25 protein-coding genes are annotated in these 25,589 nt (G+C 45.9%); 19 read left to right on the plus strand and 6 right to left on the minus strand.

Annotation, left to right across the window (positions count from 1 at the left end; genetic code table 11):
- The first annotated feature begins 158 nt into the window (after positions 1-158).
- Genes carA through QUD86_RS03480 form a run of 4 tightly spaced genes read left to right on the plus strand, consistent with a single transcriptional unit; the run spans position 159 to position 5,635 of the window.
- A complete protein-coding gene (carA, locus tag QUD86_RS03465) occupies positions 159-1,352 on the plus strand; it encodes a glutamine-hydrolyzing carbamoyl-phosphate synthase small subunit (RefSeq protein WP_286298178.1) in 1,194 nt (397 codons plus the stop codon).
- Entirely contained in the window at positions 1,352-4,624 is a 3,273-nt protein-coding gene (gene carB, locus QUD86_RS03470) for a carbamoyl-phosphate synthase large subunit (RefSeq protein WP_286298179.1), read from the plus strand. The genes carA and carB overlap by 1 nt, the downstream gene beginning before the upstream one ends.
- 9 nt (positions 4,625-4,633) lie before the next feature.
- Complete coding sequence (greA, locus tag QUD86_RS03475; protein WP_286298182.1) at positions 4,634-5,110, plus strand: transcription elongation factor GreA; 477 nt, start codon at positions 4,634-4,636, stop codon at positions 5,108-5,110.
- 9 nt (positions 5,111-5,119) lie between these two features.
- Positions 5,120-5,635, plus strand: a complete 516-nt coding sequence (locus tag QUD86_RS03480; protein WP_286298184.1) for a DUF4149 domain-containing protein — start codon at positions 5,120-5,122, stop codon at positions 5,633-5,635.
- Positions 5,636-5,688: 53 nt separating this feature from the next.
- Here the strand turns inward: QUD86_RS03480 and QUD86_RS03485 are convergent, their stop codons facing one another.
- Positions 5,689-6,330: a YhbY family RNA-binding protein gene (locus QUD86_RS03485; RefSeq protein ID WP_286298185.1), complete on the minus strand. Its 642-nt coding sequence runs from the start codon at positions 6,328-6,330 to the stop codon at positions 5,689-5,691.
- A gap of 149 nt (positions 6,331-6,479) precedes the next feature.
- Here QUD86_RS03485 and QUD86_RS03490 point away from each other — a divergent pair, with 149 nt between their 5' ends.
- The 11 genes from QUD86_RS03490 to phoR all read left to right on the plus strand — a co-directional run bounded on the left by QUD86_RS03490 (position 6,480) and on the right by phoR (position 18,175).
- The gene (locus tag QUD86_RS03490) at positions 6,480-7,154 is read left to right on the plus strand and encodes an RlmE family RNA methyltransferase (protein ID WP_286298186.1); all 675 of its coding nucleotides are present in this window, start codon (positions 6,480-6,482) and stop codon (positions 7,152-7,154) included.
- Positions 7,155-7,281: 127 nt separating this feature from the next.
- The gene (gene ftsH / locus QUD86_RS03495; protein WP_286298187.1) at positions 7,282-9,159 is read left to right on the plus strand and encodes an ATP-dependent zinc metalloprotease FtsH; all 1,878 of its coding nucleotides are present in this window, start codon (positions 7,282-7,284) and stop codon (positions 9,157-9,159) included.
- 27 nt (positions 9,160-9,186) lie between these two features.
- Positions 9,187-10,050, plus strand: a complete 864-nt coding sequence (folP, locus tag QUD86_RS03500; RefSeq protein ID WP_502928881.1) for a dihydropteroate synthase — start codon at positions 9,187-9,189, stop codon at positions 10,048-10,050.
- 50 nt (positions 10,051-10,100) lie between these two features.
- Positions 10,101-11,444: a phosphoglucosamine mutase gene (glmM, locus tag QUD86_RS03505; RefSeq protein WP_286298189.1), complete on the plus strand. Its 1,344-nt coding sequence runs from the start codon at positions 10,101-10,103 to the stop codon at positions 11,442-11,444.
- Positions 11,445-11,560: 116 nt separating this feature from the next.
- Positions 11,561-12,583, plus strand: coding sequence for a phosphate ABC transporter substrate-binding protein PstS (pstS, locus tag QUD86_RS03510; protein ID WP_286298191.1), 1,023 nt, complete (start codon positions 11,561-11,563; stop codon positions 12,581-12,583).
- A gap of 87 nt (positions 12,584-12,670) precedes the next feature.
- Positions 12,671-13,657, plus strand: a complete 987-nt coding sequence (pstC, locus tag QUD86_RS03515; protein ID WP_286298631.1) for a phosphate ABC transporter permease subunit PstC — start codon at positions 12,671-12,673, stop codon at positions 13,655-13,657.
- Positions 13,654-14,520, plus strand: coding sequence for a phosphate ABC transporter permease PstA (pstA, locus tag QUD86_RS03520; RefSeq protein ID WP_286298192.1), 867 nt, complete (start codon positions 13,654-13,656; stop codon positions 14,518-14,520). Before pstC ends, pstA begins: the two co-directional genes overlap by 4 nt.
- Before the next feature lie 5 nt (positions 14,521-14,525).
- Positions 14,526-15,365 carry a phosphate ABC transporter ATP-binding protein PstB gene (pstB, locus tag QUD86_RS03525; RefSeq protein WP_286298194.1) on the plus strand — a complete coding sequence of 280 codons (840 nt, stop codon included), beginning with the start codon at positions 14,526-14,528 and terminating at the stop codon, positions 15,363-15,365.
- Between the two features lie 12 nt (positions 15,366-15,377).
- Positions 15,378-16,085 (plus strand): phosphate signaling complex protein PhoU, encoded by a 708-nt coding sequence (gene phoU / locus QUD86_RS03530; RefSeq protein ID WP_286298195.1) that lies wholly within the window; start codon positions 15,378-15,380, stop codon positions 16,083-16,085.
- 8 nt (positions 16,086-16,093) lie between these two features.
- Entirely contained in the window at positions 16,094-16,813 is a 720-nt protein-coding gene (gene phoB / locus QUD86_RS03535) for a phosphate regulon transcriptional regulator PhoB (RefSeq protein WP_286298634.1), read from the plus strand.
- A gap of 63 nt (positions 16,814-16,876) precedes the next feature.
- A complete protein-coding gene (gene phoR, locus QUD86_RS03540; protein WP_286298196.1) occupies positions 16,877-18,175 on the plus strand; it encodes a phosphate regulon sensor histidine kinase PhoR in 1,299 nt (432 codons plus the stop codon).
- A 64-nt stretch (positions 18,176-18,239) separates the two neighbouring features.
- Here the strand turns inward: phoR and QUD86_RS03545 are convergent, their stop codons facing one another.
- Positions 18,240-18,449, minus strand: a complete 210-nt coding sequence (locus QUD86_RS03545) for a hypothetical protein (RefSeq protein WP_286298198.1) — start codon at positions 18,447-18,449, stop codon at positions 18,240-18,242.
- A 129-nt stretch (positions 18,450-18,578) separates the two neighbouring features.
- Here QUD86_RS03545 and QUD86_RS03550 point away from each other — a divergent pair, with 129 nt between their 5' ends.
- Positions 18,579-18,791 (plus strand): GDCCVxC domain-containing (seleno)protein, encoded by a 213-nt coding sequence (locus QUD86_RS03550; RefSeq protein WP_286298636.1) that lies wholly within the window; start codon positions 18,579-18,581, stop codon positions 18,789-18,791.
- A gap of 184 nt (positions 18,792-18,975) precedes the next feature.
- Entirely contained in the window at positions 18,976-20,460 is a 1,485-nt protein-coding gene (locus tag QUD86_RS03555; RefSeq protein ID WP_286298638.1) for a Ppx/GppA phosphatase family protein, read from the plus strand.
- A 1-nt stretch (position 20,461) separates the two neighbouring features.
- Here the strand turns inward: QUD86_RS03555 and QUD86_RS03560 are convergent, their stop codons facing one another.
- From QUD86_RS03560 to QUD86_RS03575, 4 genes are read right to left on the minus strand one after another with little or no spacing between them, the layout of a single operon-like run.
- On the minus strand, positions 20,462-21,433 hold the full coding sequence (locus QUD86_RS03560) for a GNAT family N-acetyltransferase (protein WP_286298199.1): 972 nt from the start codon (positions 21,431-21,433) through the stop codon (positions 20,462-20,464).
- 43 nt (positions 21,434-21,476) lie between these two features.
- On the minus strand, positions 21,477-21,881 hold the full coding sequence (locus QUD86_RS03565; RefSeq protein WP_286298200.1) for a diacylglycerol kinase: 405 nt from the start codon (positions 21,879-21,881) through the stop codon (positions 21,477-21,479).
- 10 nt (positions 21,882-21,891) lie between these two features.
- On the minus strand, positions 21,892-22,920 hold the full coding sequence (locus tag QUD86_RS03570; protein WP_286298201.1) for a glycosyltransferase family 4 protein: 1,029 nt from the start codon (positions 22,918-22,920) through the stop codon (positions 21,892-21,894).
- On the minus strand, positions 22,917-23,726 hold the full coding sequence (locus QUD86_RS03575) for a UDP-2,3-diacylglucosamine diphosphatase (protein WP_286298202.1): 810 nt from the start codon (positions 23,724-23,726) through the stop codon (positions 22,917-22,919). Before QUD86_RS03575 ends, QUD86_RS03570 begins: the two co-directional genes overlap by 4 nt.
- A gap of 85 nt (positions 23,727-23,811) precedes the next feature.
- Here QUD86_RS03575 and QUD86_RS03580 point away from each other — a divergent pair, with 85 nt between their 5' ends.
- Together QUD86_RS03580 and ppk2 are read left to right on the plus strand one after the other, a co-directional pair.
- On the plus strand, positions 23,812-24,588 hold the full coding sequence (locus tag QUD86_RS03580; RefSeq protein WP_286298203.1) for a lysophospholipid acyltransferase family protein: 777 nt from the start codon (positions 23,812-23,814) through the stop codon (positions 24,586-24,588).
- 54 nt (positions 24,589-24,642) lie between these two features.
- On the plus strand, positions 24,643-25,557 hold the full coding sequence (gene ppk2 / locus QUD86_RS03585) for a polyphosphate kinase 2 (RefSeq protein ID WP_502928882.1): 915 nt from the start codon (positions 24,643-24,645) through the stop codon (positions 25,555-25,557).
- Positions 25,558-25,589 lie beyond the last annotated feature (32 nt).

A 25,589-nucleotide genomic window follows, 5' to 3' on the forward strand; every position in this document is an offset into this window, starting at 1 on the left:
GGGTTTGGGGTGTAAAACTGGTATCATTGTTAGGTTCAAAACTTAATAATTTACCCTAGCGCTTAAAGACACTCACCTCCCGCACAAACAGTCCTGGGTTGGTCTTTTTGGGGTGTTGAGCGTCGGATGGAGCAGGGACTGGAGATGGTTTGTCACCCTTGCTTCCTTCTTTTCCCCCCGCCGTATTGGCTTTAGCCGATGGCTCCTTATTTCCTGGTCTCAGTATCGGCGCCCCTGGCGAAACGACTGGCGAAGTGGTATTCAATACTGCTTTGACAGGCTATCAAGAGATCATTACCGATCCTAGCTATGCACAGCAAATCGTTACATTGACCTATCCCCATATCGGGAATGTTGGTGTTAATGGTCAGGATGCCGAATCAGATCACATTCATGCAGCGGGTTTAGTTATCAAGGACCTCTCTAAGCGTGTCTCGAATTTTCGCTCTGAGGAAAGTTTGGATGTTTATCTCGCTAAAGCAGGTGTTGTCGGCATCTCCGGCATTGACACCCGTAAACTCACCAGAATTCTGCGTGACAAAGGGGCCCAGTCAGGCGCTATTGTTGCCGGCAACATGGGCGATGACATGCAAGCACTCAGCACAAAGGCGCTTGCATTAGCAAAAGCGTTTCCAGGGATGTCTGGATTAGATTTGGCTAAAGTGGTTAGTACCAAAAAGCCGTATCAGTGGCGTGAAGCAGAGTGGAATTTGCATGGTCCTGATGACAAGCCTGCCTTTGGCAACTTGGATCAAAGCAAGCCGATTAAAAAGGTAGTTGCTTACGACTTTGGTGTGAAGCGCAATATTTTGCGTATGCTGACCGAGCGTGGTTGTGAACTTACCGTGGTACCTGCGCAAACTAGCGCGGCAGAGGTATTGGCAATGAACCCTGACGGCGTTTTCTTCTCCAATGGCCCTGGCGATCCCGGCCCATGTGATTACGCTATTGCTGCTGCAAAAGAAATCATTGAAAGAGGCATTCCAACTTTCGGTATCTGCTTGGGCCACCAAATTATGGGCTTGGCCGCTGGCGCTAAAACGCTGAAGATGAAATTTGGCCACCACGGCGCCAACCATCCAGTGAAAGATCTCGATACGGGGCGCGTTGCCATCACTTCTCAAAACCATGGCTTCGCTGTAGATGCCCATTCTTTGCCAGACAATATTCGGGTTACGCACGTTTCTTTATTTGATGGGTCATTACAAGGCCTCGCTTGGAAAGATAAGCCAGCTTTGTGTTTTCAGGGTCATCCAGAAGCATCGCCTGGGCCTCACGATATTGCCTATTTGTTTGATCGTTTTGTGGAGCTAATGAATAGCGTGCAAGTTAGTAATAAAGGGGGCAAATAATGCCTAAGCGTAGCGATATTAAAAGCATCTTAATTATTGGTGCCGGTCCGATTGTGATTGGTCAGGCTTGTGAGTTTGACTATTCAGGTGCGCAAGCTTGCAAAGCATTGCGTGATGAGGGTTACAAAGTCATTCTGGTAAATAGCAATCCTGCAACCATCATGACCGATCCGGAAATGGCGGATGTTACCTACATCGAACCCATTACCTGGGAAGTGGTTGAGCGCATCATTGCTGCTGAAAAACCAGATGCAATTTTGCCAACAATGGGTGGGCAAACTGCTCTGAACTGCGCACTGGACTTGCATCGCCATGGCATTCTTGAGAAATATGGCTGTGAGTTAATTGGTGCTTCACCAGAGGCAATTGATAAGGCGGAAGATCGTCAGAAATTTAAAGATGCGATGACCAAAATTGGTCTAGGGTCTGCTAAGTCTGGGATTGCCCATTCAATGGATGAGGCGCACGAAGTGCAGCAACGCATTCAGAAAGAGACTGATAGTTTAGGTTTCCCAGTGGTGATTCGTCCTTCATTTACGATGGGTGGATCTGGTGGTGGCATTGCCTACAATCGCGAAGAGTTCGAAGAGATTTGTAAGCGTGGCTTAGATTTATCTCCAACAGGTGAGCTCTTAATTGAAGAGTCGCTATTGGGATGGAAAGAATTCGAAATGGAAGTCGTGCGCGACCGTGCCGATAACTGCATCATCGTTTGCTCTATTGAGAACTTAGATCCAATGGGTGTGCATACCGGTGATTCCATTACCGTTGCGCCAGCACAGACCTTGACGGATAAAGAGTATCAAATTTTGCGTAACGCCTCAATTGCTGTGTTGCGCGAAATAGGGGTGGATACCGGGGGCTCTAACGTACAGTTTTCTATAAACCCAGAAGATGGACGCATGATCGTCATTGAGATGAATCCGCGGGTATCCCGTTCATCTGCTTTAGCGTCTAAGGCAACAGGTTTTCCGATTGCGAAGATTGCCGCTAAGCTGGCGGTGGGTTATACCTTGGACGAGCTCAAGAACGACATTACTGGCGGTGCAACTCCCGCTTCTTTTGAGCCATCCATTGACTATGTTGTTACAAAGATTCCTCGCTTTGCATTTGAAAAATTCCCGCAAGCGGACTCTCGTCTTACAACGCAGATGAAATCTGTTGGCGAGGTGATGGCGATCGGCCGTACCTTCCAAGAGTCCTTCCAAAAAGCCTTGCGTGGTTTAGAAGTGGGTGTGGATGGTTTGGATGAGTTTTCAACTGACCTAGACGATATTATTCGAGAAATCGGAGAACCAGGTCCGGACCGCATATGGTACTTAGCAGATGCTTTCCGTATGGGTATGGGCCTAGACGAAATTTACGCTGAGACGAAAGTAGATCCTTGGTTCTTAGAGCAAATTGAAGAGCTGATCACGATGGAGGCAGAGCTTAAGCTTCGTAAGATCGATAGCTTATCCGCTTTAGAGCTGCGCTTCATCAAGCAAAAAGGATTCTCTGATCGTCGCCTAGGCAAATTGTTAGGAGTCGACGCCTCATCGGTTCGGGCAGCGCGACACCGCTTAAAGGTGGTGCCGATTTATAAGCGGGTTGATACCTGTGCTGCAGAATTCTCAACCAATACTGCTTATTTATATTCAACTTATGAAGCTGAGCATGGCGAGTGTGAATCCCAGCCATCCAGCAAAGATAAGATTATGGTTTTGGGTGGTGGACCTAATCGAATCGGGCAGGGTATTGAGTTTGATTATTGCTGTGTTCACGCGGCGCTAGCACTGCGCGATGATGGTTACGAAACGATCATGGTCAACTGCAATCCAGAAACAGTTTCTACTGATTACGATACCTCGGATCGTCTCTACTTTGAGCCCCTGACTTTGGAAGATGTACTAGAGATTGTTGCTATTGAAAAGCCCAAAGGTGTGATCGTGCAGTATGGTGGTCAAACGCCTTTGAAGCTTGCTCTTGATCTCGAGGCTAATGGTGTGCCGATTATTGGTACCTCTCCAGATATGATTGATGCTGCTGAGGACCGTGAGCGTTTTCAAAAGCTGTTGCATGAGTTGAACTTGCGCCAGCCACCAAATCGAACCGCTCGCGCTGAGGATGAGGCGCTTAAGCTTGCTGAGGAAATTGGTTATCCATTAGTTGTTCGTCCGTCCTATGTACTAGGCGGCCGTGCAATGGAAATCGTGCATGATGGAAGAGACCTCGAGCGTTATATGCGTGAGGCAGTCAAAGTCTCTCACGATTCTCCAGTGCTTTTAGATCGCTTTTTAAATGATGCGATTGAGTGCGATGTTGACTGCATTAGTGACGGTCAACGCGTCTTTATTGGTGGCGTGATGGAGCATATAGAGCAGGCTGGTGTGCACTCTGGTGATTCAGCATGTTCCTTGCCACCCTATTCTTTATCAGATGAAACGGTTGCAGAGATTAAGCGTCAAACTGCGGCGATGGCAAAAGGCCTTAATGTCATTGGTCTGATGAACGTACAGTTTGCGATTCAGAATGTAGGCGGCAAAGATGTCATCTATGTACTTGAAGTCAATCCCCGCGCCTCTCGAACTGTGCCATTTGTATCTAAGGTAACCGGTTTACAGCTAGCCAAAATAGCGGCGCGTTGTATGGTTGGCCAGACTCTGGACCAGCAAGGTATTAAGGAAGAGGTCAAGCCACCTTACTTCTCTGTCAAGGAAGCGGTATTTCCGTTTAATAAGTTCCCTGGTATTGATCCGATTCTGGGGCCTGAGATGCGCTCTACAGGTGAAGTGATGGGCGTTGGTAAAACCTTTGGTGAGGCGCTATTTAAGTCGCAACTCGGTGCAGGAATTAAGTTACCCAAGAGCGGAACAGTGGTGCTGACAGTAAAGGATAGCGATAAGCCTAAAGCGGTTGAAGTTGCTAAGCTGTTACATCAATTGGGATTCCCGATGGTAGCTACGAAGGGCACCGCTGCTGCAATTGAGGCTGCTGGTTTACCGGTGCGCGTGGTGAACAAAGTAAAGGATGGTCGCCCCCATATTGTGGACTTGATCAAAAATGGTGAAATCTCATTGGTTTTTACAACAGTAGATGAAACACGTACTGCAATTGCGGATTCACGCTCCATTAGAACCACTGCTCAAGCGAATAATGTGACTTACTACACCACTATTAGTGCAGCTCGCGCTGTAATGGATGGGTTGTTAGCATCTCAAAACGGTAGCAAAGAGTCTTTAGAAGTGTATGCCCTGCAAACGCTGCACAAAACGCTTTCTCATTTAAGTTAGACTAGAAACATGAACTCCATCCCTATTACTAAACACGGCGCAGAACTTCTCAAAGAAGAGTTGCAGCGCTTAAAGCATGTTGAACGTCCAGCAGTGATTATTGCTATCTCTGAAGCGCGTGCGCAGGGCGATCTTTCTGAGAACGCTGAGTACGATGCCGCTAAAGAAAAGCAAGGATTTGTTGAGGGACGTATTCAGGAGCTTGAAGGAAAGCTCTCTGCTGCCCAGGTAATTGATCCAGCCTCTTTAGATGTTAATGGCCGTATCGTCTTTGGCGCCACTGTCGATCTTGAAGACTTAGAAGATGGCACGAAATTCACCTATCAAATCGTAGGCGATGACGAGGCTGATATTGCCTTTAATAAAATCTCTATCAGCTCTCCGATTGCGCGCGCTTTAATTAGCAAAGAAGAGGGTGATGTTGTAGCGGTTCAGGCGCCGGCAGGCAATCGTCAAGTCGAGATATTGGCTGTGCGCTACGTTTAAAGAGCTTGTATGACTGCCTTGGATAGACCGCATCACTTAAGCGCTCAGCGACTTTTTACTCTGATCGCAGGATTATGGGTAGGCAGCCTTATCACGGTAGGCTATCTTGTGGCACCAGCCATTTTTAATACGATGACCGATCGTCAAGTTGCCGGCATGGTTGCCGGTAGTATTTTTAAGATCGAAGCTTATCTTAGCGTCACCGTCTGCATTGGCCTGATGGTGTTAGCCAATTTATTAGTAAATCGTGGCCTTCATCAATTCAGACTTATTCGTTGGCTGTTATTAGTGATGTTGTTTTGTTCTATTGGCGCAGCTTTTATATTTATCCCTTGGATGAACACCCTCAGAGATAACGCGCTAGCGCAAGGGATGCCCGTGATGCTTTCTCCATCGGCCACCTTGTTTGGAAGGCTGCATGGTGCCTCGAGTGTTCTGTTTATGCTGCAGAGTATGTTGGGTATTTTTCTAGTATGGAAATTGACCCGCACGACTGCCTCAAGTACAAGCCACGCTGGATCTTAGGCATTAAAAAACGCCGACTAGCGGCGTTGATCGTGGGTTGAGGCAATTCGCCCTTAAGAGCCCAGTGATTTTTTCTTGGTGCTGCTCATGCGTGCTTTGCGCTTTTTAATCGGCGCTGCTGCAGGCGCTGCTTTACGGTAGCCAGGTGATGACCAGCCGATTTTAGATTCAGCAGCATCTGCACGTAACACTCGCTTCTTGGGGGCTGCAGTTGAAGCGCTTGCCGTCTTGACTGCTGCAGCTCTTGTAAAGGGTGATTTGCTAGCGGCAGAACGTCTATCAGACCTTTCGGAAGTGCTAGTCCGAATACCCTCTTTGGATGAGGTGCGAACACCCTGTCGTTTGGTGCGAGGTGCTTGTAAGGATTTTTTGGTCTGCTTGTATGATCTGTCCAAATTTAGTAATGCAGTATCAATTTCTGCTTTTGGTTTCCAGATGACCAGAAGTTTGCCAATATGCTGCACTGGAGCGGCATCGAGTTTGTCACAGAGCTCTTCGTACATGGCAATGCGGGCTTCACGTTCATCACCAAAAACACGAATTTTGATTAAGCCATGATGGGCAATGGCGAGCTTTGCCTCTTTAATTACTGCTGGAGTAAGGCCATCGCCACCGATCATGACAACAGGACTGAGGTCATGAGCTTGTGTTTTGAGTGATTTTCGTTGTGCGGGGGTAATGGTAAGTGCGGTCATGGGGTCGATGATAGAGCATTCAGACTTGTAAAACAGGGCTTATGCCCCCAAATAGACATATATAAATTAGTAATTTAGTGGTTTACGGTCGATTCCTTTTGCCTTCGTAGCGATAAAGAAGGAAAATAGACCCCGAAAGTGAGTACCTTGTGGCAAAGAATAAATTTAATAAAAGTTGGTTACAGGATCACCTGCAAGATCCTTACGTCAAGATGGCCCAGAAAGAGGGCTATCGTGCTCGAGCAGTCTATAAGCTCAGTGAGATTGATGAGCAAGATCACCTCATTAAGGCGGGGATGACCGTAGTGGACCTGGGTAGTGCTCCAGGAAGCTGGTCACAGTACGCGCGTAATCGCCTGACAGAGCTAGGAAAAAATAATCCCCAAATTGAGTCTGGTAAGCCTGACGGCACCATTATTGCGATTGATATTCTTCCCATGGAGGAGATTGCAGACGTTAGCTTTATTCAGGGTGACTTTCGTGAGGATGAGGGCCTTCAGGCGCTAGAGGCGCTGTTACCAGCTAATTCTGGTGGAAAAGTAGATTTAGTACTATCAGATATGGCGCCTAACCTTTCGGGAGTAGGTGTGGCCGATGCGGCGCGAATGGCCTTCTTAGCTGAAATTGCCTTGGACTTTTCTCTTGTGCATCTCAAGCCGGAGGGGGCTTTGCTCATCAAGTGCTTTAACGGTAGTGGCTATAGTCAAATCGTCGAATCGTTCAAAAAAGTCTTTAAAACGGTTGCTTCCCGAAAGCCCAAGGCATCCAGAGCGCGCTCATCGGAGATCTTTCTCTTAGGTAGAAACCTCAAGCCGCCTAAATAACCCCTTACTTATAGGGGATTATTAAATAAAACCCCGTCTAGCACTTGAAAAAGCCTGGTAGTAGAATCAAATACTTATATATAGCAATCCGCTTTAACTCCCGGATTAATCCGGCAAAGGTCTCCTTTTGAATAGCAATATGTTGCAAAAAATCGGTGTGTGGCTCATTGTGGGCTTAGTCTTGTTTACTGTTTTTAAACAGTTCGACAAGCCTAGGGAACAGAATCAGGTCACGTATTCCCAATTTATGGACGATGCTAAGGCTGGCAAAGTCAGGCGCGTTGACGTGCAAGGGCGTACCTTGCAAGTGACTCCGAACGACGGCAGCAAGTATTCGATCATTACGCCAGGCGACATTTGGATGGTTGGCGATCTGATGAAGTACGGCGTGCAAGTTACCGGCAAAGCTGATGACGAACCTAATTTATTGGTTTCTGCTTTGTATTACCTTGGACCTACTTTATTGATCATTGGTTTTTGGTTTTTCATGATGCGTCAAATGCAGGGTGGTGGTAAGGGTGGTGCATTCTCGTTTGGTAAATCCAAGGCGCGCTTGATCGACGAAAACAGTAACACCGTGACTTTTGCGGATGTGGCAGGTTGCGATGAAGCCAAGGAAGAAGTCTTCGAGATTGTGGACTTCCTCAAGGATCCTCAGAAATTTCAGAAGCTGGGTGGTCGTATTCCACACGGCATTTTGCTCGTTGGCCCTCCTGGTACAGGTAAGACTTTAATAGCGCGCGCTATTGCTGGTGAAGCAAAAGTCCCTTTCTTTGCTATCTCAGGTTCTGACTTTGTTGAAATGTTCGTGGGCGTTGGCGCATCTCGCGTGCGTGACATGTTTGAGAACGCTAAGAAGAATTCTCCTTGCATCATCTTTATTGATGAGATTGATGCTGTGGGTCGTCATCGTGGTGCCGGTATGGGTGGCGGTAACGATGAGCGTGAGCAAACATTGAATCAGATGTTGGTGGAGATGGATGGCTTTGAAAGCAATAGCGGCGTCATCGTTGTTGCTGCAACGAACCGCTCTGATGTATTGGATCGCGCCTTGTTACGTCCAGGACGTTTCGATCGCCAGGTCCATGTCGGCTTGCCAGATATTCGTGGCCGTGAACAAATTTTGCAAGTGCATATGCGTAAAGTTCCCATTGATCCAGACGTGAACGCTGCTGTATTAGCGCGTGGTACACCTGGATTTTCAGGGGCGGATTTGGCGAACTTGGTAAATGAATCTGCATTGTTTGCAGCCCGTCGTAATAAACGCGCGGTAGACATGAAGGACTTTGAGGACGCTAAAGATAAGATCTACATGGGTCCTGAGCGTAAGTCTGCAGTCATGCGCGAGGAAGAGCGTCGCAATACGGCTTATCACGAGTCCGGGCATGCAGTGGTGGCTAAGTCATTGCCAAAGGCTGACCCTGTCCATAAGGTTACTATCATGCCCCGTGGCATGGCTCTGGGTGTGACTTGGCAGTTGCCTGAGTTTGATCGAGTGAACCTATACAAAGACCGCATGATGGAAGAGTTGGCGATTCTATTTGGTGGTCGCGCAGCAGAAGAAGTATTTTTGAACTCCATGAGTACGGGCGCCTCTAATGACTTTGAACGTGCCACCAAAATGGCGCGGGATATGGTGACTCGTTACGGTATGAGCGATAGCTTGGGCACAATGGTCTATGTTGATACAGAATCTGAGAGTATGTTCGGTCGTCAAAGCTCAAAGACTGTTTCTGAGTTGACTCAACAAAAAGTAGATGCAGAAATACGAGCATTAGTTGATAGTCAGTACGCTTTGGCCAGATCTATTCTGGAGCAAAACCGTGACAAGGTTGAAGCTATGGTTGCCGCTTTGCTAGAGATGGAGACTATTGATGCTGAGCAGATTACAGACATCATGGAAGGCCGTCCACCACGTACTCCGAAGCTACCGCCCGCTACTACCTTTGGAAACTCTGCAGGTACACCAGGACCTGCAGCTGGTAGTACGCCAGCAACTGCTTAGTTTTTGATAAGCAAACTCACTTAGTAGATGATGCATAAAACTTTGCCCGCAACATGGCGTTGCGGGCATTTTCTTTTTGACTTTAGCAAGCGTAGGCGACCCTTAGTCATGGGTATCTTGAACGCTACTCCCGATTCATTCTCGGATGGCGGTCAGTTTCGTAGCGCGACTGACGCGATAGCCCAAGCGGAGCGCATGATTGCTAGCGGGGCAGACATCATTGATATCGGCGGTGAGTCTACTCGACCAGGTGCTGAGCCCGTTTCCTTGCAGGAAGAATTGGACCGTGTCTTGCCGGTAATTGAGGCGCTAAAAAATTGTGGTGTTGCACTGTCGATTGATACCTACAAAGCAGAAACAATGCGCCAAGCCCTAAAGCTCGGCGTTGACTGCGTAAATGATGTTTGGGCCCTAAGACAAGAGGGTGCTGTGGATGCCATTTTAGAAAACAGGGCTGGCCAACCATGCGGTGTTATTTTGATGCATATGCAGCGTGACCCACAAACAATGCAATTTGATCCGCATTATCAAGACGTCATCGCTGATGTGAAGTCATTTCTGAATCAACGTGCAGCCTACTTGGTAGAAAAAGGCGTAGCCCCTAACAGCATTGTTATTGATCCGGGCTTTGGATTTGGTAAGAGCCTTGAGCATAATCTACAGATGCTTGCTCACTTTGAGCAATTCTCGCAATTAACTTATTCCGTTTTAGCAGGGATTTCTCGGAAGTCAATGTTGGGTAAGTTGACGGGTCGCGACACAAGCGAAAGAGTTGCCCCTAGCATTGCTGCGGCCATTCTTGCGGCAGATCGAGGTGCCCGCATTATCCGAGTGCACGATGTACAGGAGACAGTAGATGCACTCAAGCTCTGGGAGGCGGTTCAAGACTAGGGCTGACGCATCTGCGAACTTTGATGTCAGTAAGTTTTATAATTAACTCCATGAAAAAACAATACTTTGGTACAGATGGCATTCGCGGTGAAGTAGGGCAATTTCCGATTGTTCCTGAATTTATGACGCGCCTTGGGTATGCTGCTGGCAAAGTATTAACCCGTGCTGCCAAACCAGGAGAGCGCTGTAAGATTTTGATTGGTAAAGACACGCGGGTATCAGGCTATTTGTTGGAGGCCTCCTTGGAGGCGGGTTTTGCAGCGGCTGGTGTTGATGTCATGCTTTGTGGCCCTATTCCGACTCCGGGCGTTGCTTACCTCACTAAGGCTTTACGGCTCTCTGCAGGTCTAGTGATTTCTGCATCTCACAACCCATATCAAGATAACGGTATCAAGTTCTTTTCTGCGAAGGGCGACAAACTCTCGGACGACTTTGAGTTAGCGATTGAAGCTGAATTAGCGCTGCCGATGGGATGCGTTAGCTCTGAAGAATTAGGCAAGGCCTTTCGTCTTGACGATGCAGCAGGGCGTTATATTGAGTTTTGTAAGTCTAGCTTTCCGGGCGAGTTAAATCTCAAGGGAATGAAATTGGTTGTTGACTGCGCCAACGGCGCTGCTTATCACACCGCCCCACATGTATTTCATGAGTTGGGGGCTGAGGTAATTTCTATCGGGGTGAGCCCGAACGGGCGCAATATTAACGATGGGTGTGGCGCTACTGCGCCAGCGGCTTTAGTTGCCAAGGTCAAAGAAGTGGGTGCCGATCTGGGTATTGCTCTGGACGGTGATGCAGACCGCCTGCAAATGGTCGATGCTACTGGGCAACTTTTCAACGGTGATGAATTACTTTACGTCCTCACTAAAGATCGTATTGCCAGAGGGCAGGCTTTAGGGGGTGTTGTGGGCACCTTGATGACCAACTTGGCCATAGAAAATGCCATTAAAGACCTGGGTATTGAATTTGAGCGTGCTAATGTCGGCGACCGCTATGTCCTAGAATTACTTAAGCAAAGAGGCTGGATATTAGGTGGCGAAGGTTCTGGTCATCTACTTTGCTTAGATCAGCATTCGACTGGTGATGGCACCATCGCTGCGCTGCAGGTTTTGGCGGCGATGAGCCACAACAAACAGAGTCTGGCGCAGCTACTCGACACTGTCCAGATCTTTCCGCAGGTATTGCTCAATATTCGCTTTAAGGTTGCTTACAACTGGAAATCAGACGAAGCCCTTCAAACTCAGATAAAGCAGGTTGAGAAAGACCTAGAGGGTAAGGGTAGGGTATTAATTCGGGCATCTGGGACGGAGCCCCTCTTGCGAGTGATGGTTGAGGCTCAAGATGGCGAAGTTGCTATGCGCGCTGCTAAAAGTATTGCTGCCCTAATACCCACTTCATAAGCCATTGTTTTTATTGGTAAGTATTGGTTTTTAAGCGACTGTCATAAAAGCGTCATAGAGAGCCCGTATTGTTCAGTTATCGCAATGTTGCGGTATTTATCTGAGGACAGATCCATATGAAATCTTTTTTGAAAACAGCGCTTGTGATCAGCGCGATTTCAATTGCTCCAGCTGCTTTTGCATTAGATATGACTGGCGCAGGCGCAACTTTCCCATACCCAATTTATGCTAAATGGGCTGAGGCTTATAAAGCGAAGACAGGCAATAACCTGAACTATCAATCCATCGGATCCTCTGGTGGTATCAAGCAAATTAAAGCTAAAACAGTGGATTTTGGTGCAACTGATAATCCAGTGAAATTTGAAGATCTAGAAAAAGATGGTCTAGTTCAATTTCCAGCGATTATTGGCGGTGTAGTGCCCGTAATTAACGTAGAGGGCGTAAAGGCTTACGAACTCAAACTTTCACCAGATACCTTGTCAGATATTTTCCAGGGCACTATCACTAACTGGAATGACAGACGAGTTGTCTTGAACAACCCAGGCATGAAAATGCCTGACTTGCCAATTACCGTAGTGCATCGCGCCGATGGATCTGGTACGACTGCTATTTTTACTAACTACTTAGCTAAAGTCAGCCAGAACTGGAAAGATTCTGTTGGGGAAGGCGCTGCAGTAAAGTGGCCAGCCGTATCCTCAGTAGGTGGTAAGGGTAATGAGGGTGTAGCAGCAAACGTACTGCGCGTTAAAGGGGCCATTGGTTACGTTGAGTATGCTTACGCTAAGAAAAATAAAATGACCAGCGTATCTTTGAAAAATAAGGACGAACAATTTGTTCAGCCAGACGACCTTACATTTGCAGCGGCCGCGGCTAGTACTGATTGGTCCAAGGTTCCAGGTATGGGTACATTTATTACTAATAGTCCTGGTGCTAAATCATGGCCAATCACTGGCGCTTCATTCATCTTGATTTACAAGTCCCCAGAAAATAAGGCAAACGTTGCTGAAGTTCTGAAGTTTTTCGACTTTGCGTTCAAGGATGGCAAGAAAATGGCTGAAGAGCTCGATTATGTTGCGATGCCAGATGCGACTACAGACTTCATCCGTAAGAATGTATTTACAAAGGTAGTAACTAAGTAAAATAGACCAAGAGTCTACTTTAGCGATCGATGTAAAACAGCTCCACTTATTGTGGGGCTGTTTCAATATTTAATAAGTGTATTGATGATGGAATTAACTCAGTCTCATTCAGCACCAACACCGCAAGCTTTGCGTATTGCAAAGTTACAGCGCGTACAGGATTTTTTGTTTCATCGGATCACTCAATTTTTTGCCTTATCAGTCTTAATTGCCTTAGTAGGAATTATGGTGTCTTTGGTTGGCAATGCTTGGCCTGCACTGAGTACTTTTGGGATTGGCTTTTTCTTCACCCAAGAGTGGGACATTGTGAATGGTGAGTTTGGTGGATTAATTGCAATCTACGGCACCTTAGTCACCTCTTTGATTGCTTTGCTGATTGCCGTTCCATTAAGTTTTGGGATTGCTGTATTTTTAACTGAGCTTTGCCCATCCCCTTTGCGTAGACCCTTAGGTACGGCGGTAGAGTTATTGGCCGCTGTCCCATCGATCATTTATGGCATGTTTGGCTTATTCATCTTCGCCCCATTATTTGCCGACTATATTCAGCCAGCATTGGCAGCCACTTTAGGGCAGATTCCGGGCTTTGGCATTTTATTCTCTGGTGCTTTTAATGGTATCGGTATCTTGTGTGCTGGATTGATCTTAGCCATGATGATCCTGCCCTTTATTGCGTCAGTGATGCGTGATGTATTTGAGATCGTTCCACCGGTTCTAAAGGAATCGGCTTATGGTATTGGTTGCACTACTTGGGAAGTGGTTAAAAATGTCGTGCTTCCGTACACCAAGGCAGGCGTTATAGGCGGAGTGATGTTGGGTCTTGGTCGAGCGCTTGGTGAAACTATGGCAGTTACTTTTGTGATTGGCAATGCCCATCGACTTTCTCCTTCATTGTTTGCGCCTGGCACTTCGATTGCCTCGACGCTTGCTAATGAATTTGGTGAAGCGGAGGCAGGCAACCATTTGTCATCCCTGTTTGCACTGGGTTTAGCGCTTTTCATGATTACTTTTATCGTCTTAGCCTGCGCTAAGTGGATGCTAAGTAGTATGGAGAAAAAGCAGGGGCTAAAAACATGAACAATTTTTCTAATATTGACCCCAGTATTTTTGCAAGACGTAAGCGTAAAAATAGGATTGGCCTGACCTTATCCACCATTGCGATGACTCTGGGTATGATTTTTTTAATGTGGATTCTTTCTGTATTGTTTTTTAAGGGATTTTCTGCTTTAGGTCTTAGCCTCTTCACGCAAAGCACGCCAGCCCCTGGATCAGAAGGTGGCGGCCTCGCCAATGCTATTGTTGGTAGCTTGATGATGGTTGGATGCTGTACCTTAATCAGTACTCCAATTGGAGTATTGGCTGGCTTGTATCTTTCCGAATATGGGGATCGTAGCAAAATTGCTGCCATTACCCGATTTGTTACTGACATTATGTTGTCGGCCCCATCTATTGTTATTGGCCTATTTGTATACGCGCTTGTAGTGGCTCAAGTGAGGCATTTTTCTGGGTGGGCGGGAACTATTGCCCTGGCTTTGATTGCTATTCCCGTAGTGGTTCGCACTACCGAAAACATGTTGCGCTTGGTGCCGGGAAGTTTGCGTGAGGCAGCCTATGCTTTAGGTACGCCTAAATGGAAGGTGGCTTTTATGATCACCTTGAGGGCAGCCCAAAGTGGCGTGATGACCGGTATTTTGTTATCCCTTGCTCGGGTGAGTGGCGAAACAGCGCCCTTGCTATTTACGGCACTGAATAACCAATTCTTCTCTACTAATATGAATGCGCCCATGGCCAACTTACCAGTAGTGATCTTCCAATTTGCGATGAGTCCTTACGATAACTGGGTTGAGTTGGCTTGGGGCGGTGCCCTTTTAATTACCTTTGCAGTTCTGGGTCTCAATATATTGGCTCGCGTAGTGTTTCGTCAGAAGGTTCAAGGATGAGTAATATGAAAACAATGTTTGATTTAAGGCAGTCTGATAGTCAGGAAGCTGGCGTGGATTCAAATGGCAATCAAGCCGCTCCTCAAGTGGCTGTTAATGCCCTTGAAGTGCGAAACCTGAATTTCTTTTATGGGTCATTTCAAGGTCTAAAAGATATTAATCTCAATATTGAGCAGGGTAAAGTTACTGCGTTTATTGGCCCCTCTGGTTGCGGCAAGTCGACTCTACTTCGGACATTCAATCGAATGTATGACCTTTATCCTGGGCAGCGCGCAGAAGGCGAGATCAATTTTTACGGTCAAAATATTCTCGAATCAGGGCAAGATTTAAATTTACTCCGATCTCGAATTGGAATGGTTTTTCAAAAACCGACTCCTTTCCCAATGTCCATTTATGAAAATATTGCCTTTGGGGTGCGCTTATATGAAAAGCTTTCACGCTCTGAAATGGATGAGCGAGTAGAGTGGGCCTTAAATAAGGCTGCTCTGTGGAACGAGGCTAAAGATAAACTCAATCAAAGTGGTCTATCCCTATCGGGTGGCCAGCAACAGCGTTTATGTATTGCTCGTAGCGTTGCCGTTAAGCCCTCGGTGATGTTGTTAGATGAGCCAACTTCAGCATTGGATCCTATCTCTACCGGCAAAATTGAGGAATTGATTAATGAGCTCAAGCATGAGTACACGATTGCGATTGTGACCCATAATATGCAGCAGGCAGCCCGCGTTTCAGATTACACGGCCTATATGTATCTGGGTAATTTAGTGGAGTTCGGTAAGACAGATGAAATTTTCATCAAACCACAGCGTAAAGAAACCGAAGATTACATTACCGGCCGTTTCGGTTAATTGGAGAAATAAATGCCAGATAAGCACCTTTCGTCACAATTTGACGCTGATTTAAATTCACTTTCCAGTCGCCTATTAGAAATGGGTGGGCTAGTAGAGTCTCAGATCTCAAATGCGATGCGCGCTTTTACGCAAATGGATGTTGAGACCTGTAACCTCGTCATTCAAAATGAAAAGTTAGTAAATGATCTAGAAATTCAGATTGACTCCGCTTGTACTGAGTTGATTGCTCGCCGCCAACCTACTGCCCGTGACTTGCGTTTGGTGATGGCGGTTTCAAAAGCGATTACCAATCTGGAGCGTGCTGGTGATGAGGCTGAGCGTGTAGCAAAGCGGACTAAACGGTTGATTGAGTCTGGCACAGCACACAATATTAATGTTGCAGAGATTCGCCTATCTGGTCAGATGGCAATTTCTCTATTACGCCGAAGTTTAGATGCTTTTGCACGTTTAGATACGATTGCTGCAGCTGAGGTAGTAGAGGAGGATCGTCAGATTGATGAGGAGTTTAGGGCCTTTGTTCGTAAGCTAATCACCTACATGATGGAAGACCCACATACGATTACGGCTGGTTTAGATATGTTAACGATAGCAAAAGCCATCGAACGCATTGGTGATCACGCAAAAAATATTGCAGAGTTTGTAATATATGTTGCTAAGGGATCTGATGTGCGGCATATGCCTCGTGAAGAATTAGTACGTGAGGCCAATAAGCCCTAAGTATGGAAATTGCTCAGCGTATTTTAGTAGTAGAGGATGAGCCATCAATTGCTGAACTGATCTCTATTAACTTGAGCCATGCAGGCTATCAGGTTGAGAAGGCGCTTCAAACCGAAGTTGCTCTGAAAATGATGCAAGAGTCATTGCCTAGTCTATTGATTCTGGATTGGATGTTACCTGGTAAGTCCGGAGTTCAATTCGCTAGAGAGCTGCGTGCAAATGAACGCTTTAGAAGTCTGCCTATTTTGATGCTAACCGCCAAAAGTGATGAAGCAGATAAAGTGTTAGGTCTAGATTCTGGTGCAGATGATTACGTTACCAAGCCCTTTTCTCCCAAAGAGCTTGTAGCGCGGGTGAGGGCCATTTTGAGGCGTCAGCTTCCCATCGAGGAAGCGGGCTCTGGCCCATTATCAGTCGGCCCCTTGAGATTGGATCCTTCATCTCACCGCGTTACTGTTGTGATCCCGCATTGTGATCCCACGTCCGTTTCCTTGGGCCCAACGGAGTACCGGCTTCTTCAGTTCTTGATGTCAAATCCCGAAAGAGTTCACTCTAGAGCCAGTCTACTGGATAAGGTTTGGGGTAACGAGGTCTATATCGAAGAGCGTACGATCGATGTTCATATTAAAAGACTGCGAGCCGCATTAGCCCCCACTGACAGCGATCGTTTTATTGAGACGGTGCGTGGAAGTGGCTACCGCATTACTAAGATTCCTACCCAAATCTAGGTCTTGATTCACTAACTTACTGCATTTTTTAACTGCGAATCTCGAATGCTCTAAGATTGCGGTATGTTATCTATTTTTACTCGGTTTATAACCCTCGTTGGTTTGGCGTTTATAGCTTCCTACATTGTTCAGTCTAATTGGGGTGGCAACTGGGCTATTGCCGCTGGGATTGCTATCTTGGCAATTCCTTTGATTTATTCATATATCAATCTAGCTAGGCTTAAAAAGCACATCTTGCAAGATACGGTTGACACTATGCCACTGGCTAGTGGCTTTTGGGAAGAGGTTTTCTTTCGGCTACAGCGCTTAGTAAAGAGCTTAAAACAAGAAATAAGAACAGTAGAGCAGCAGCATGCCCGTTTTATAGAGGCCTTTCAAGCGTCGCCTAATGGCATCGTGATGCTAGATGATCAGGATCAGATTGAGTGGTGTAACGCCATTGCAGAACGCTTTTTTGGATTGAAATTTAGGCGTGATGCAATGCAAAGAATTAACTTCTTATTGCGTCGCCCAGAGTTTATTCAGTATCTCAACAAGCGCCATTTTGAAGCACCTTTATTGCTAGAGCGCATGGGTCCAGCGGCAAACTTAAGCTTGCTGTTGCAAACATTTTCATTTGGAGATAAGCGCCACCTTTTATTAGTGCAGGATGTAACGGATTTACAAAAAGCAGATGCTATGCGTCGAGATTTCGTAGCCAATGTTTCCCATGAAATGAGAACCCCAATCACCGTGTTGATGGGGTTCTTGGAGACGATGCAGTCGATCGATCTGGATAAGTCTCAGCGTGATCAGTACTGTGAGTTGATGATGTCGCAGGCACAGCGGATGAAAAGCTTGGTAGAGGATTTATTGACGCTTGCTAATTTGGAAGCTAATACCTTGCCAGCGCCTATGCAGACTATCAAGCTAGAGGCGGTGATGGCTTTATTAAAAAATGATGCTGAGGCACTTTCACAAGGCCACCATACCTTTCACTTTGATCTAGAGAGTGCTCAAAATTTAATGGGGGATGAACGAGAAATTCTTTCGGCATTTAGTAATTTAGTATCCAATGCGGTTCGATACACGCCTGATGTTGGGTCGGTTAGCGCTAAGTGGTCTGTCAATGCAGAAGGTCAGGGTGACTTTTCGGTGACAGATACGGGTCCAGGTATTGCTTCCGAGCATTTATCCCGCCTAACAGAGCGATTCTATCGAGTTGATCGTAGTCGATCTCGAGATACTGGCGGTACGGGTTTGGGTTTGGCAATTGTGAAGCATATTGCTAATCGTCATCAAGCTCAATTGATTATTGAGAGCACTCCTGGCATTGGTAGCACCTTCATACTGCGTTTTCCAAAAGAGCGGATTGCAAGCTAGAGCAAACCCTTTTAGCTCAATACTGTTTCTTGTTTCTTATTCCTTGCTCCTTGTTTATTGCTAGTTATTCCTTCTTATCCTTTTTCTTCGCTTTCTTCTTCTTAGATTCTTTTGGGAGCTTATCTAGCTCTCCGTTTGCATATAAACACCACACCTTAATTTCTTCTAGTAGCTCAACAAGATCCTCGTAAGGCAATTTTTTAAAATCAAGCAAGCTGATAGATCCAGATTCTTGAAGCTGCACTACCGCATCTTCATAGTGGTATTTGCTCATTTAGTGAATATCCTTAAGTTAATGCTTTTAAATGAATACTCAGACCATATCAATCTAATATGACATTTTAAAGTCAGCGTATTTGAGGGTAGACATTCAATTGTCATATTCTTGGATTAGGATTCGATGATGAATGTATTGATCGAAAAACATTACTCCCTTATTACTTGCCCATGCTGTCAAGAAACCCAAATGTTAGAGGTGCAAGAGGGTCTTTCTCAGCAGTTTTATCGTTGCCCATCCTGTGCCACTCTATTAAAGACTGATTCAGGCGACTGCTGCATTTTTTGCAGCTACGGTAGCCTCACTTGTTCCAATCCTGAGCAAAACCTGGCGTCTTAGTGTTTTGTTCTGAGATTTGCCGATTTATTGGTGGATAAGTTACGGTTATTGCATAAAATAGAATCTCTCCATTAGCCTTTTACCTCTTCCCCTTGGAAATGCCTTGACCCTATTTAAAGATGCCTCCGGTGAGGACTACTCAGACCTAGTTGCGGCAGTTGACTTGGGCTCAAATAGCTTTAGGATGCTCGTAGCTCAGGTGGTTAACACCCCTTCAGGCACCCAGCTTCGGCCGATTGATACTTTACGTGAATCTGTTCGATTGGCAGCTGGTCTCACAGACAACAAAATATTAGGAAGTGAAGCCTATTTACGTGGTCTGACGGCGATTCGTCGTTTTGGTGAGCGTATTCGGGGGTTTGATCCTGCTAGAGTGAGGGCAGTAGCAACCAATACCCTCCGAGTGGCTAAGAATGCTCCTCAATTTATTCGGGATGCTGAGGCAGCCTTAGGCTTTCCAATTGAGGTGATTGCAGGCGTCGAGGAGGCGCGCCTGATCTATATTGGCGCCGCCCATGAGGTGCCCTCAGTTCAGGGTAATCGTTTGGTGGTGGATATTGGCGGTGGTTCAACAGAGCTGATCATTGGTAAGGGTTACGAGCCCAAGCTATTAGAAAGTCTATATATCGGCTGCGTTTCTCATAGTTTGCAATTCTTCCCCAAAGGCAATATTGATCCTCCTGCATTTAGAGAGGCCGAGCTAGCAGCAAGACGGGAGATTCAGGTTATCTCAGGGGCCTACCTCAAAAGCGGCTGGAAACAGGTTATCGGGTCATCTGGCACGGCACGTGCGCTGGCAGATTTGATCGAGGAGAATAACTTTAATGGTCAGCTTGATGACGGCTTAACTATGGGTCGAGTCAATGGTTCTGGCGGGTTGATCACTCGCGAGGGCTTGCGAGCGATGAAAAAACATCTCCTCAAGTATGACCATGTAAGCCAAGTCGAGTTGCCAGGCCTAAAGGATGATCGCAGAATTGTTTGGCCTGGTGGCCTTGCGATCATGATCGCTGTTTTTGATGAGCTCGGTATTGATAGCATGGAGGTAACTGATGCTGCTTTGCGTATCGGCGTTCTTTATGACTTACTGGGTCGATCACAGCATGACGATATGCGCTATGTAACGGTAGAGCAATTTATGCAGCGTTATGCAGTAGACCGAGAACAAGCAAAACGCGTCAGTGAATTGGCCGCAGAATTTTTAAGTCAGCTTCCTAAGCCAGATGTTGAGAGTAGGGATGACAATATTGCATTACTTCAGTGGGCAGCCAACTTACATGAAATCGGTTTATCAATTTCTCATAACGGTTATCACAAACACTCTGCCTATATTGCTGGAAATGCGGATATGCCGGGTTTCTCCAAAAATGATCAGGCCAGACTTGCTGCATTGCTCATCGGGCATGCTGGTAAATTAGGCAAGCTTGCGCATAATGCAGGCTTTCAGGATTGGCGGATGCTTTTTTGTTTAAGACTGGCTCAAGTCCTATGTCGTGGTCGCAGCGACGCTAATTTACCTAAGGTGAAGCTTTCGGAACATGAGGGTGTTTATGGAGTGAGCTTGTCCAAGGAATGGGCGAATGAACATCCCTTGACTGAATTTAGCTTGTTAAAAGAGGCAGCCGAATGGGAGCGTGTCGGCCGTCCTTATAAAATTAGCCTGATATAGCCTACACCTCAGTTCCTAAAAAGTGCTTTGCATAGCGGGGGTTTATCTCCGAGAGTCTGAGCATAGTCAAGACGTCTGCAGTATTAAATTCGGTATCCCATGCAGGGGCACTGCAGATCTTGGCGCCTAACTTGAGGTAGCCCTTAATTAATGGAGGTGGCTCAACATCTAAGCCACCATTGAGTCGCTCTAATGGAAGCGGTAAGCGAGGAAAGGCATGATTTTCAACTGGTGCCATTTGCTCGCTGCTTAGCGAATTAAAAAAGCTGGCTGCAAAGTGACCGCCATCCGCCATCGGTATGCTGGCACAGCCAAGCATGATTTCATAATGATGTTTTTGCATGTACTGCGCGAGGCCGCTCCATAGGGCCATGATGACTGCTCCTGAGCGGTAGTCCATATGCACGCAGGATCTACCCAATTCGACCATTTTCGGGCGAAGGTGATTAAGGCGAGTCAGATCAAACTCAGAATCCGAGTAGAGGCGACCAATTTCTTGGGCTTTATGTGGAGGAAGAACGCGGTAAGTGCCAACGACCTTCAGGGTTTCTTCATCACGAATCAAGAGATGGTCACAATAGGCATCAAAATCATCAATATCCAAACCTTCGACATTCTTTGGAAGATTTGCACCCATCTCTTCAGCAAATATCTTATAGCGTAAGCGCTGCGCCTCTTTGACCTCTGATAGACTTGTTGCCCAGGAGATTTTTAATGTTGGGCGCTTTGACTTTGCAGCTACTCCTTTGTCTGTACTTTTTTCTATTCCCTTTGCTGTTGTTAGGAATTCTTGACCCATTAGCTCTGATCTAGTGCGTATTGCAAATTTCTTACCAAATAATTTTTTAGCAAGCTTCTTAGAAAATAGCTTCTTGATGACGCCCGTCTTTATTTTTTTTGGCTCTTTAGGTTTTCTCTCAAAACGGGAGCTCAAAATATCAAATGGAGAAAACGGGTTTGGAAGATCTGCCATGAATTAACCTTGTAGTAACTGAATGAATCGTAAAAGTTTTTTATTACGAGTGGATGACAACGGGAAAGCTAATCGTGAGCCACAGAAGTGCTGAAATAAAAAGAGTGAGCATTACTGCAGCAGAGCCAAAATCTTTTGCTCTTTTAGAAAGATCGTGATGCTCAAAAGAAATACGATCTATAGCGGCTTCAACACTCGAGTTTAGAAGCTCAACTACGAGCACCATCACTAATGATGAGATCAGAATGGCTTTTTCTAGTGGGCTTACCGGCATGAATAATGCGATCGGTGCCAGTAGTAGCAGCAGCATTAATTCTTGCCTAAAAGCACTTTCTTCTTTAAAGGCATAAACAATGCCGCACCAAGAATTTTTAGCGGCATGCCAGGCTCTGGTGAGCCCACGGTTACCCTTATGGGGATTTTGATCAATGTGATAGGGGGTGCTCACAATGAATCCTTTACGCTATAGCGGTTTGATAGACTGCTGTTGATGAAACCGGCTTGAGATGCTTTGCAAATTGCTCTGAGGCCGCTCTCCAGGAGAATTTTTCAGCATGGGCTCTAGCAACTTCGCGTGGAATTTTTAATGCCTGCATACAAGCTATTCGCAAATCTTCATGCATTGCTCCAGCAGGTGATTTACCAAGAACATCAATAGGGCCTGTTACTGGATAGGCTGCAACTGGGGTGCCACAGGCCATCGCTTCTAGCAGAACTAAACCAAAGGTATCTGTCTTACTAGGAAATACAAATACATCTGCTGCTGCATACACTTTTGCCAACGCTTCTTGTTGCAAAACACCCAGGTAATTAATATTGGGGTATTTCTCTTGAATACTAGCCATAGCGGGACCATCGCCCACCACCCACTTAGACCCAGGAAGATCAATTTCTAAAAAGGCGTTAATATTTTTTTCTATTGCTACGCGACCAACATATAAAAAGATAGGGTGTGCTGTATTGAGGACTTTGGATTCTTGCATTTTAAAAATAGTCAAATCAACACCGCGAGACCATAAAACGACATTTTTGAAACCGTACGTCTCTAAATCTTTTTTGACAACGATAGTTGGAGCCATGACTGCCATCGAGGGACCATGAAACCAGCGAAGAAATGTGTAGGTCCAGGCCAGGGGAATGCCAATACGCGCTTTGACATACTCTGGAAAGCGGGTGTGATAAGCGGTAGAAAAGGGCAGCCGATGCTTAACCGCATAGGAGCGCGCAGATAGACCCAAAGGGCCTTCAGTGGCAATATGAATTGCATCTGGTGCAAAAGCCTTTATTTTTTTAGAAACCAGCCTTCCAGGAAGGATGGAAAGTGAAATATCGGGATAGGTAGGGCAGGGGATGGTAGTGAAGTCATTTGGCGTAATCATTTCTACCTCATGCCCCATAGATAGTAATTCTGCACAAGTTTGTTTAAGAGTTCGTACAACACCGTTTACTTGGGGGTCCCATGCATCGGTAATGATCATAATTTTCATATAGCGGCCTCTGGTATGAGTGTTGGAATATTGATTGGAGAAGTCATCTCAGTTACCTCTACTGGATCACCTTGAATGTGCGTCCAATAGATCAGCTTCAGTTCGCCACTAGTAGTCTCTACTAGCGCAGAGAGACTTTCGACCCAATCACCATCATTGCAATAGAGCAGGCCATCAATTTCTCGAATTTCAGCTTTGTGTATGTGACCGCAGACCACGCCATCACAATCGCGAAGACGGGCCTCTCTGGCCATAATGTGCTCAAAATCAGCGATATAACTCACAGCATTTTTTACTTGGTGCTTTAGGTATTGAGAGAGGGACCAATATTGCAGCCCCATCTTGACCCGAGCCATATTGAAGTAGCGGTTGATATAAAGGATGAACGTGTATAGAGAATCGCCTACATAAGCCAACCATTTGGCGTATTGCATTACGCCATCAAATAGATCACCGTGGGTGACCCAAAGCCTGCGCCCATCTAAAGTGGTGTGAATTACTTCTTCTACTACCGTAATATCCCCAAAGGACATACCAAAGTACTGCCTCGCACTTTCGTCATGGTTTCCAGGGACATAAATAACTTCAGTTCCTTTTCGTGCTTTACGAAGAAGCTTTTGGACAACATCATTGTGTGACTGCGGCCAATAGAATGTTTGTTTAAGTCGCCATCCATCAATAATGTCGCCGACTAGATAAAATGTGTCCGCTTCATTGTGTTTTAAAAAATCAAGCAGGTAGTTAGCCTGACACCCTGTTGTTCCCAGGTGTACATCTGAAATCCAAATCGCTCTGTAATGCGTCATGAGAGTCTATTAAACACATCCTATATGTAGGCCTCATGACATTTTTAAGTCAATTTCATGACTTGTTTTATATTAGTGGCTACTAATGAGCTCATCTTCCCCCAACTCACATCTAAAGACGCATTCCCAAGTGAAGCAATTTTGGATATGGGCATTACTTGCAGTGCATGTTTTGTGTGGTGTGTGCACACTCTGCTTTGTTTGTCCTTTATTGAGCCGTCGTCAAAAGGACCTAAAAATTCAAAAGTGGTCTTATCGTTTATTGGCGATTTTGAGCATAGAGCTTTTTATCCACAATGAAAAACAGCTGATAGATCCTCCTTATTTACTTGCCTCAAATCATATCTCTTGGTTGGATATTCACGCTATTAATGCATTAAAGCCCATTCGATTTGTTGCTAAATCGGAGGTGAGGGGATGGCCAATTTTTGGCTGGATGGCCGTGCAGCTTGGGACTGTTTTTATTAAGAGAGATAGCGGGCGACATGCAAAGCAGGCAGGTAGTCAGATGGCCGATGTTCTTCAGCGGGAGTCTATCTGTATTTTTCCTGAAGGGACCTCTACCGTCGGCAAGGAGGTTTTAGCTTTTAAGCCCAACCTCTTTGAATCAGCAGTTATTTCTCAAGTCCCCGTTATTCCCATGGTGATCCAATACAAATCAAAATCGACGGGTCTCAGATCTGAAGTTGCTGCGTTTATTGGAGAAATGGGCTTATTGGAGTCCATGGCCAATATCATTGCGACTCAGGACTTACAGGCTCATTTGACCTTATTACCGACGTATGCTCTTGATGCAGGAGAGGCTCTCGATCGTAAAAAAATAGCATCTTTCTGCCAAGAATCGATTGCAAAGGCTATTTAAGAGCAGTTTTAATAAAAATGTCATATCCTTGAGATACAAAGAGAGGATGCTGCGATGGAAGATGAAATGACTTCAAAACATAAAGAGATCACCGAATGGTACAAACGTGCCCGGGAGGATATTCTTGATAGCATGGATGAAGAGCTCGAGATGGAGCTCGATGATGATCGCCTCTCTCCAGATGGCAGTGGCTCTACTATGTCCCGTCAGCTCTATTTTAAAGAATTGTTTCGCCTTCAAGGTGAGCTAGTCAAACTACAGGATTGGGTGGTTGCCAACAAACTCAAAGTCGCCGTTTTATTTGAAGGTCGCGACTCCGCCGGTAAAGGGGGCGCTATTAAGCGTATCACCCAAAGACTCAATCCACGGGTATGTAAGGTAGTCGCATTACCGGCTCCTAACGATCGTGAAAAAACCCAATGGTATTTTCAGCGCTACATCTCTTTGCTGCCCGCAGGCGGAGAAATCGTTTTATTTGATCGTAGTTGGTATAACCGTGCCGGTGTTGAACGAGTCATGGGATTTTGTAGTGACTATGAGTATGAAGAGTTTTTAAGAACAGTGCCTGATTTAGAGCGCATGATGATTAGTTCAGGCGTCATTCTGATCAAATATTGGTTCTCGATCTCCGATGATGAGCAATTCAGTCGCTTTATGGTCCGTATTCATGATCCACTGAAGCAATGGAAGTTAAGCCCTATGGACTTAGAGGCTCGGCGTTTATGGGAGGCTTATACAAAAGCTAAAGAGACGATGTTGGAACGCACGCACATCCCTGAGGCTCCATGGTGGGTTGTGGCTGCAAACGATAAGAAAAAAGCACGCTTAAATTGCATCACCCACTTACTTGATCAAATTCCCTATAAGGAAATTGATCATCCCGTGATTACCTTGCCAGAACGGGTTCACAATCCAGACTATCTACGTGGGCCAGTGCCGCCACAGATGTACGTACCCGAAGTGTATTAACTCAGACTGGACAATGGTAATCTCTTAGCAAT

The organism is Polynucleobacter sp. TUM22923, from assembly GCF_030295705.1.
GTDB lineage: Bacteria > Pseudomonadota > Gammaproteobacteria > Burkholderiales > Burkholderiaceae > Polynucleobacter.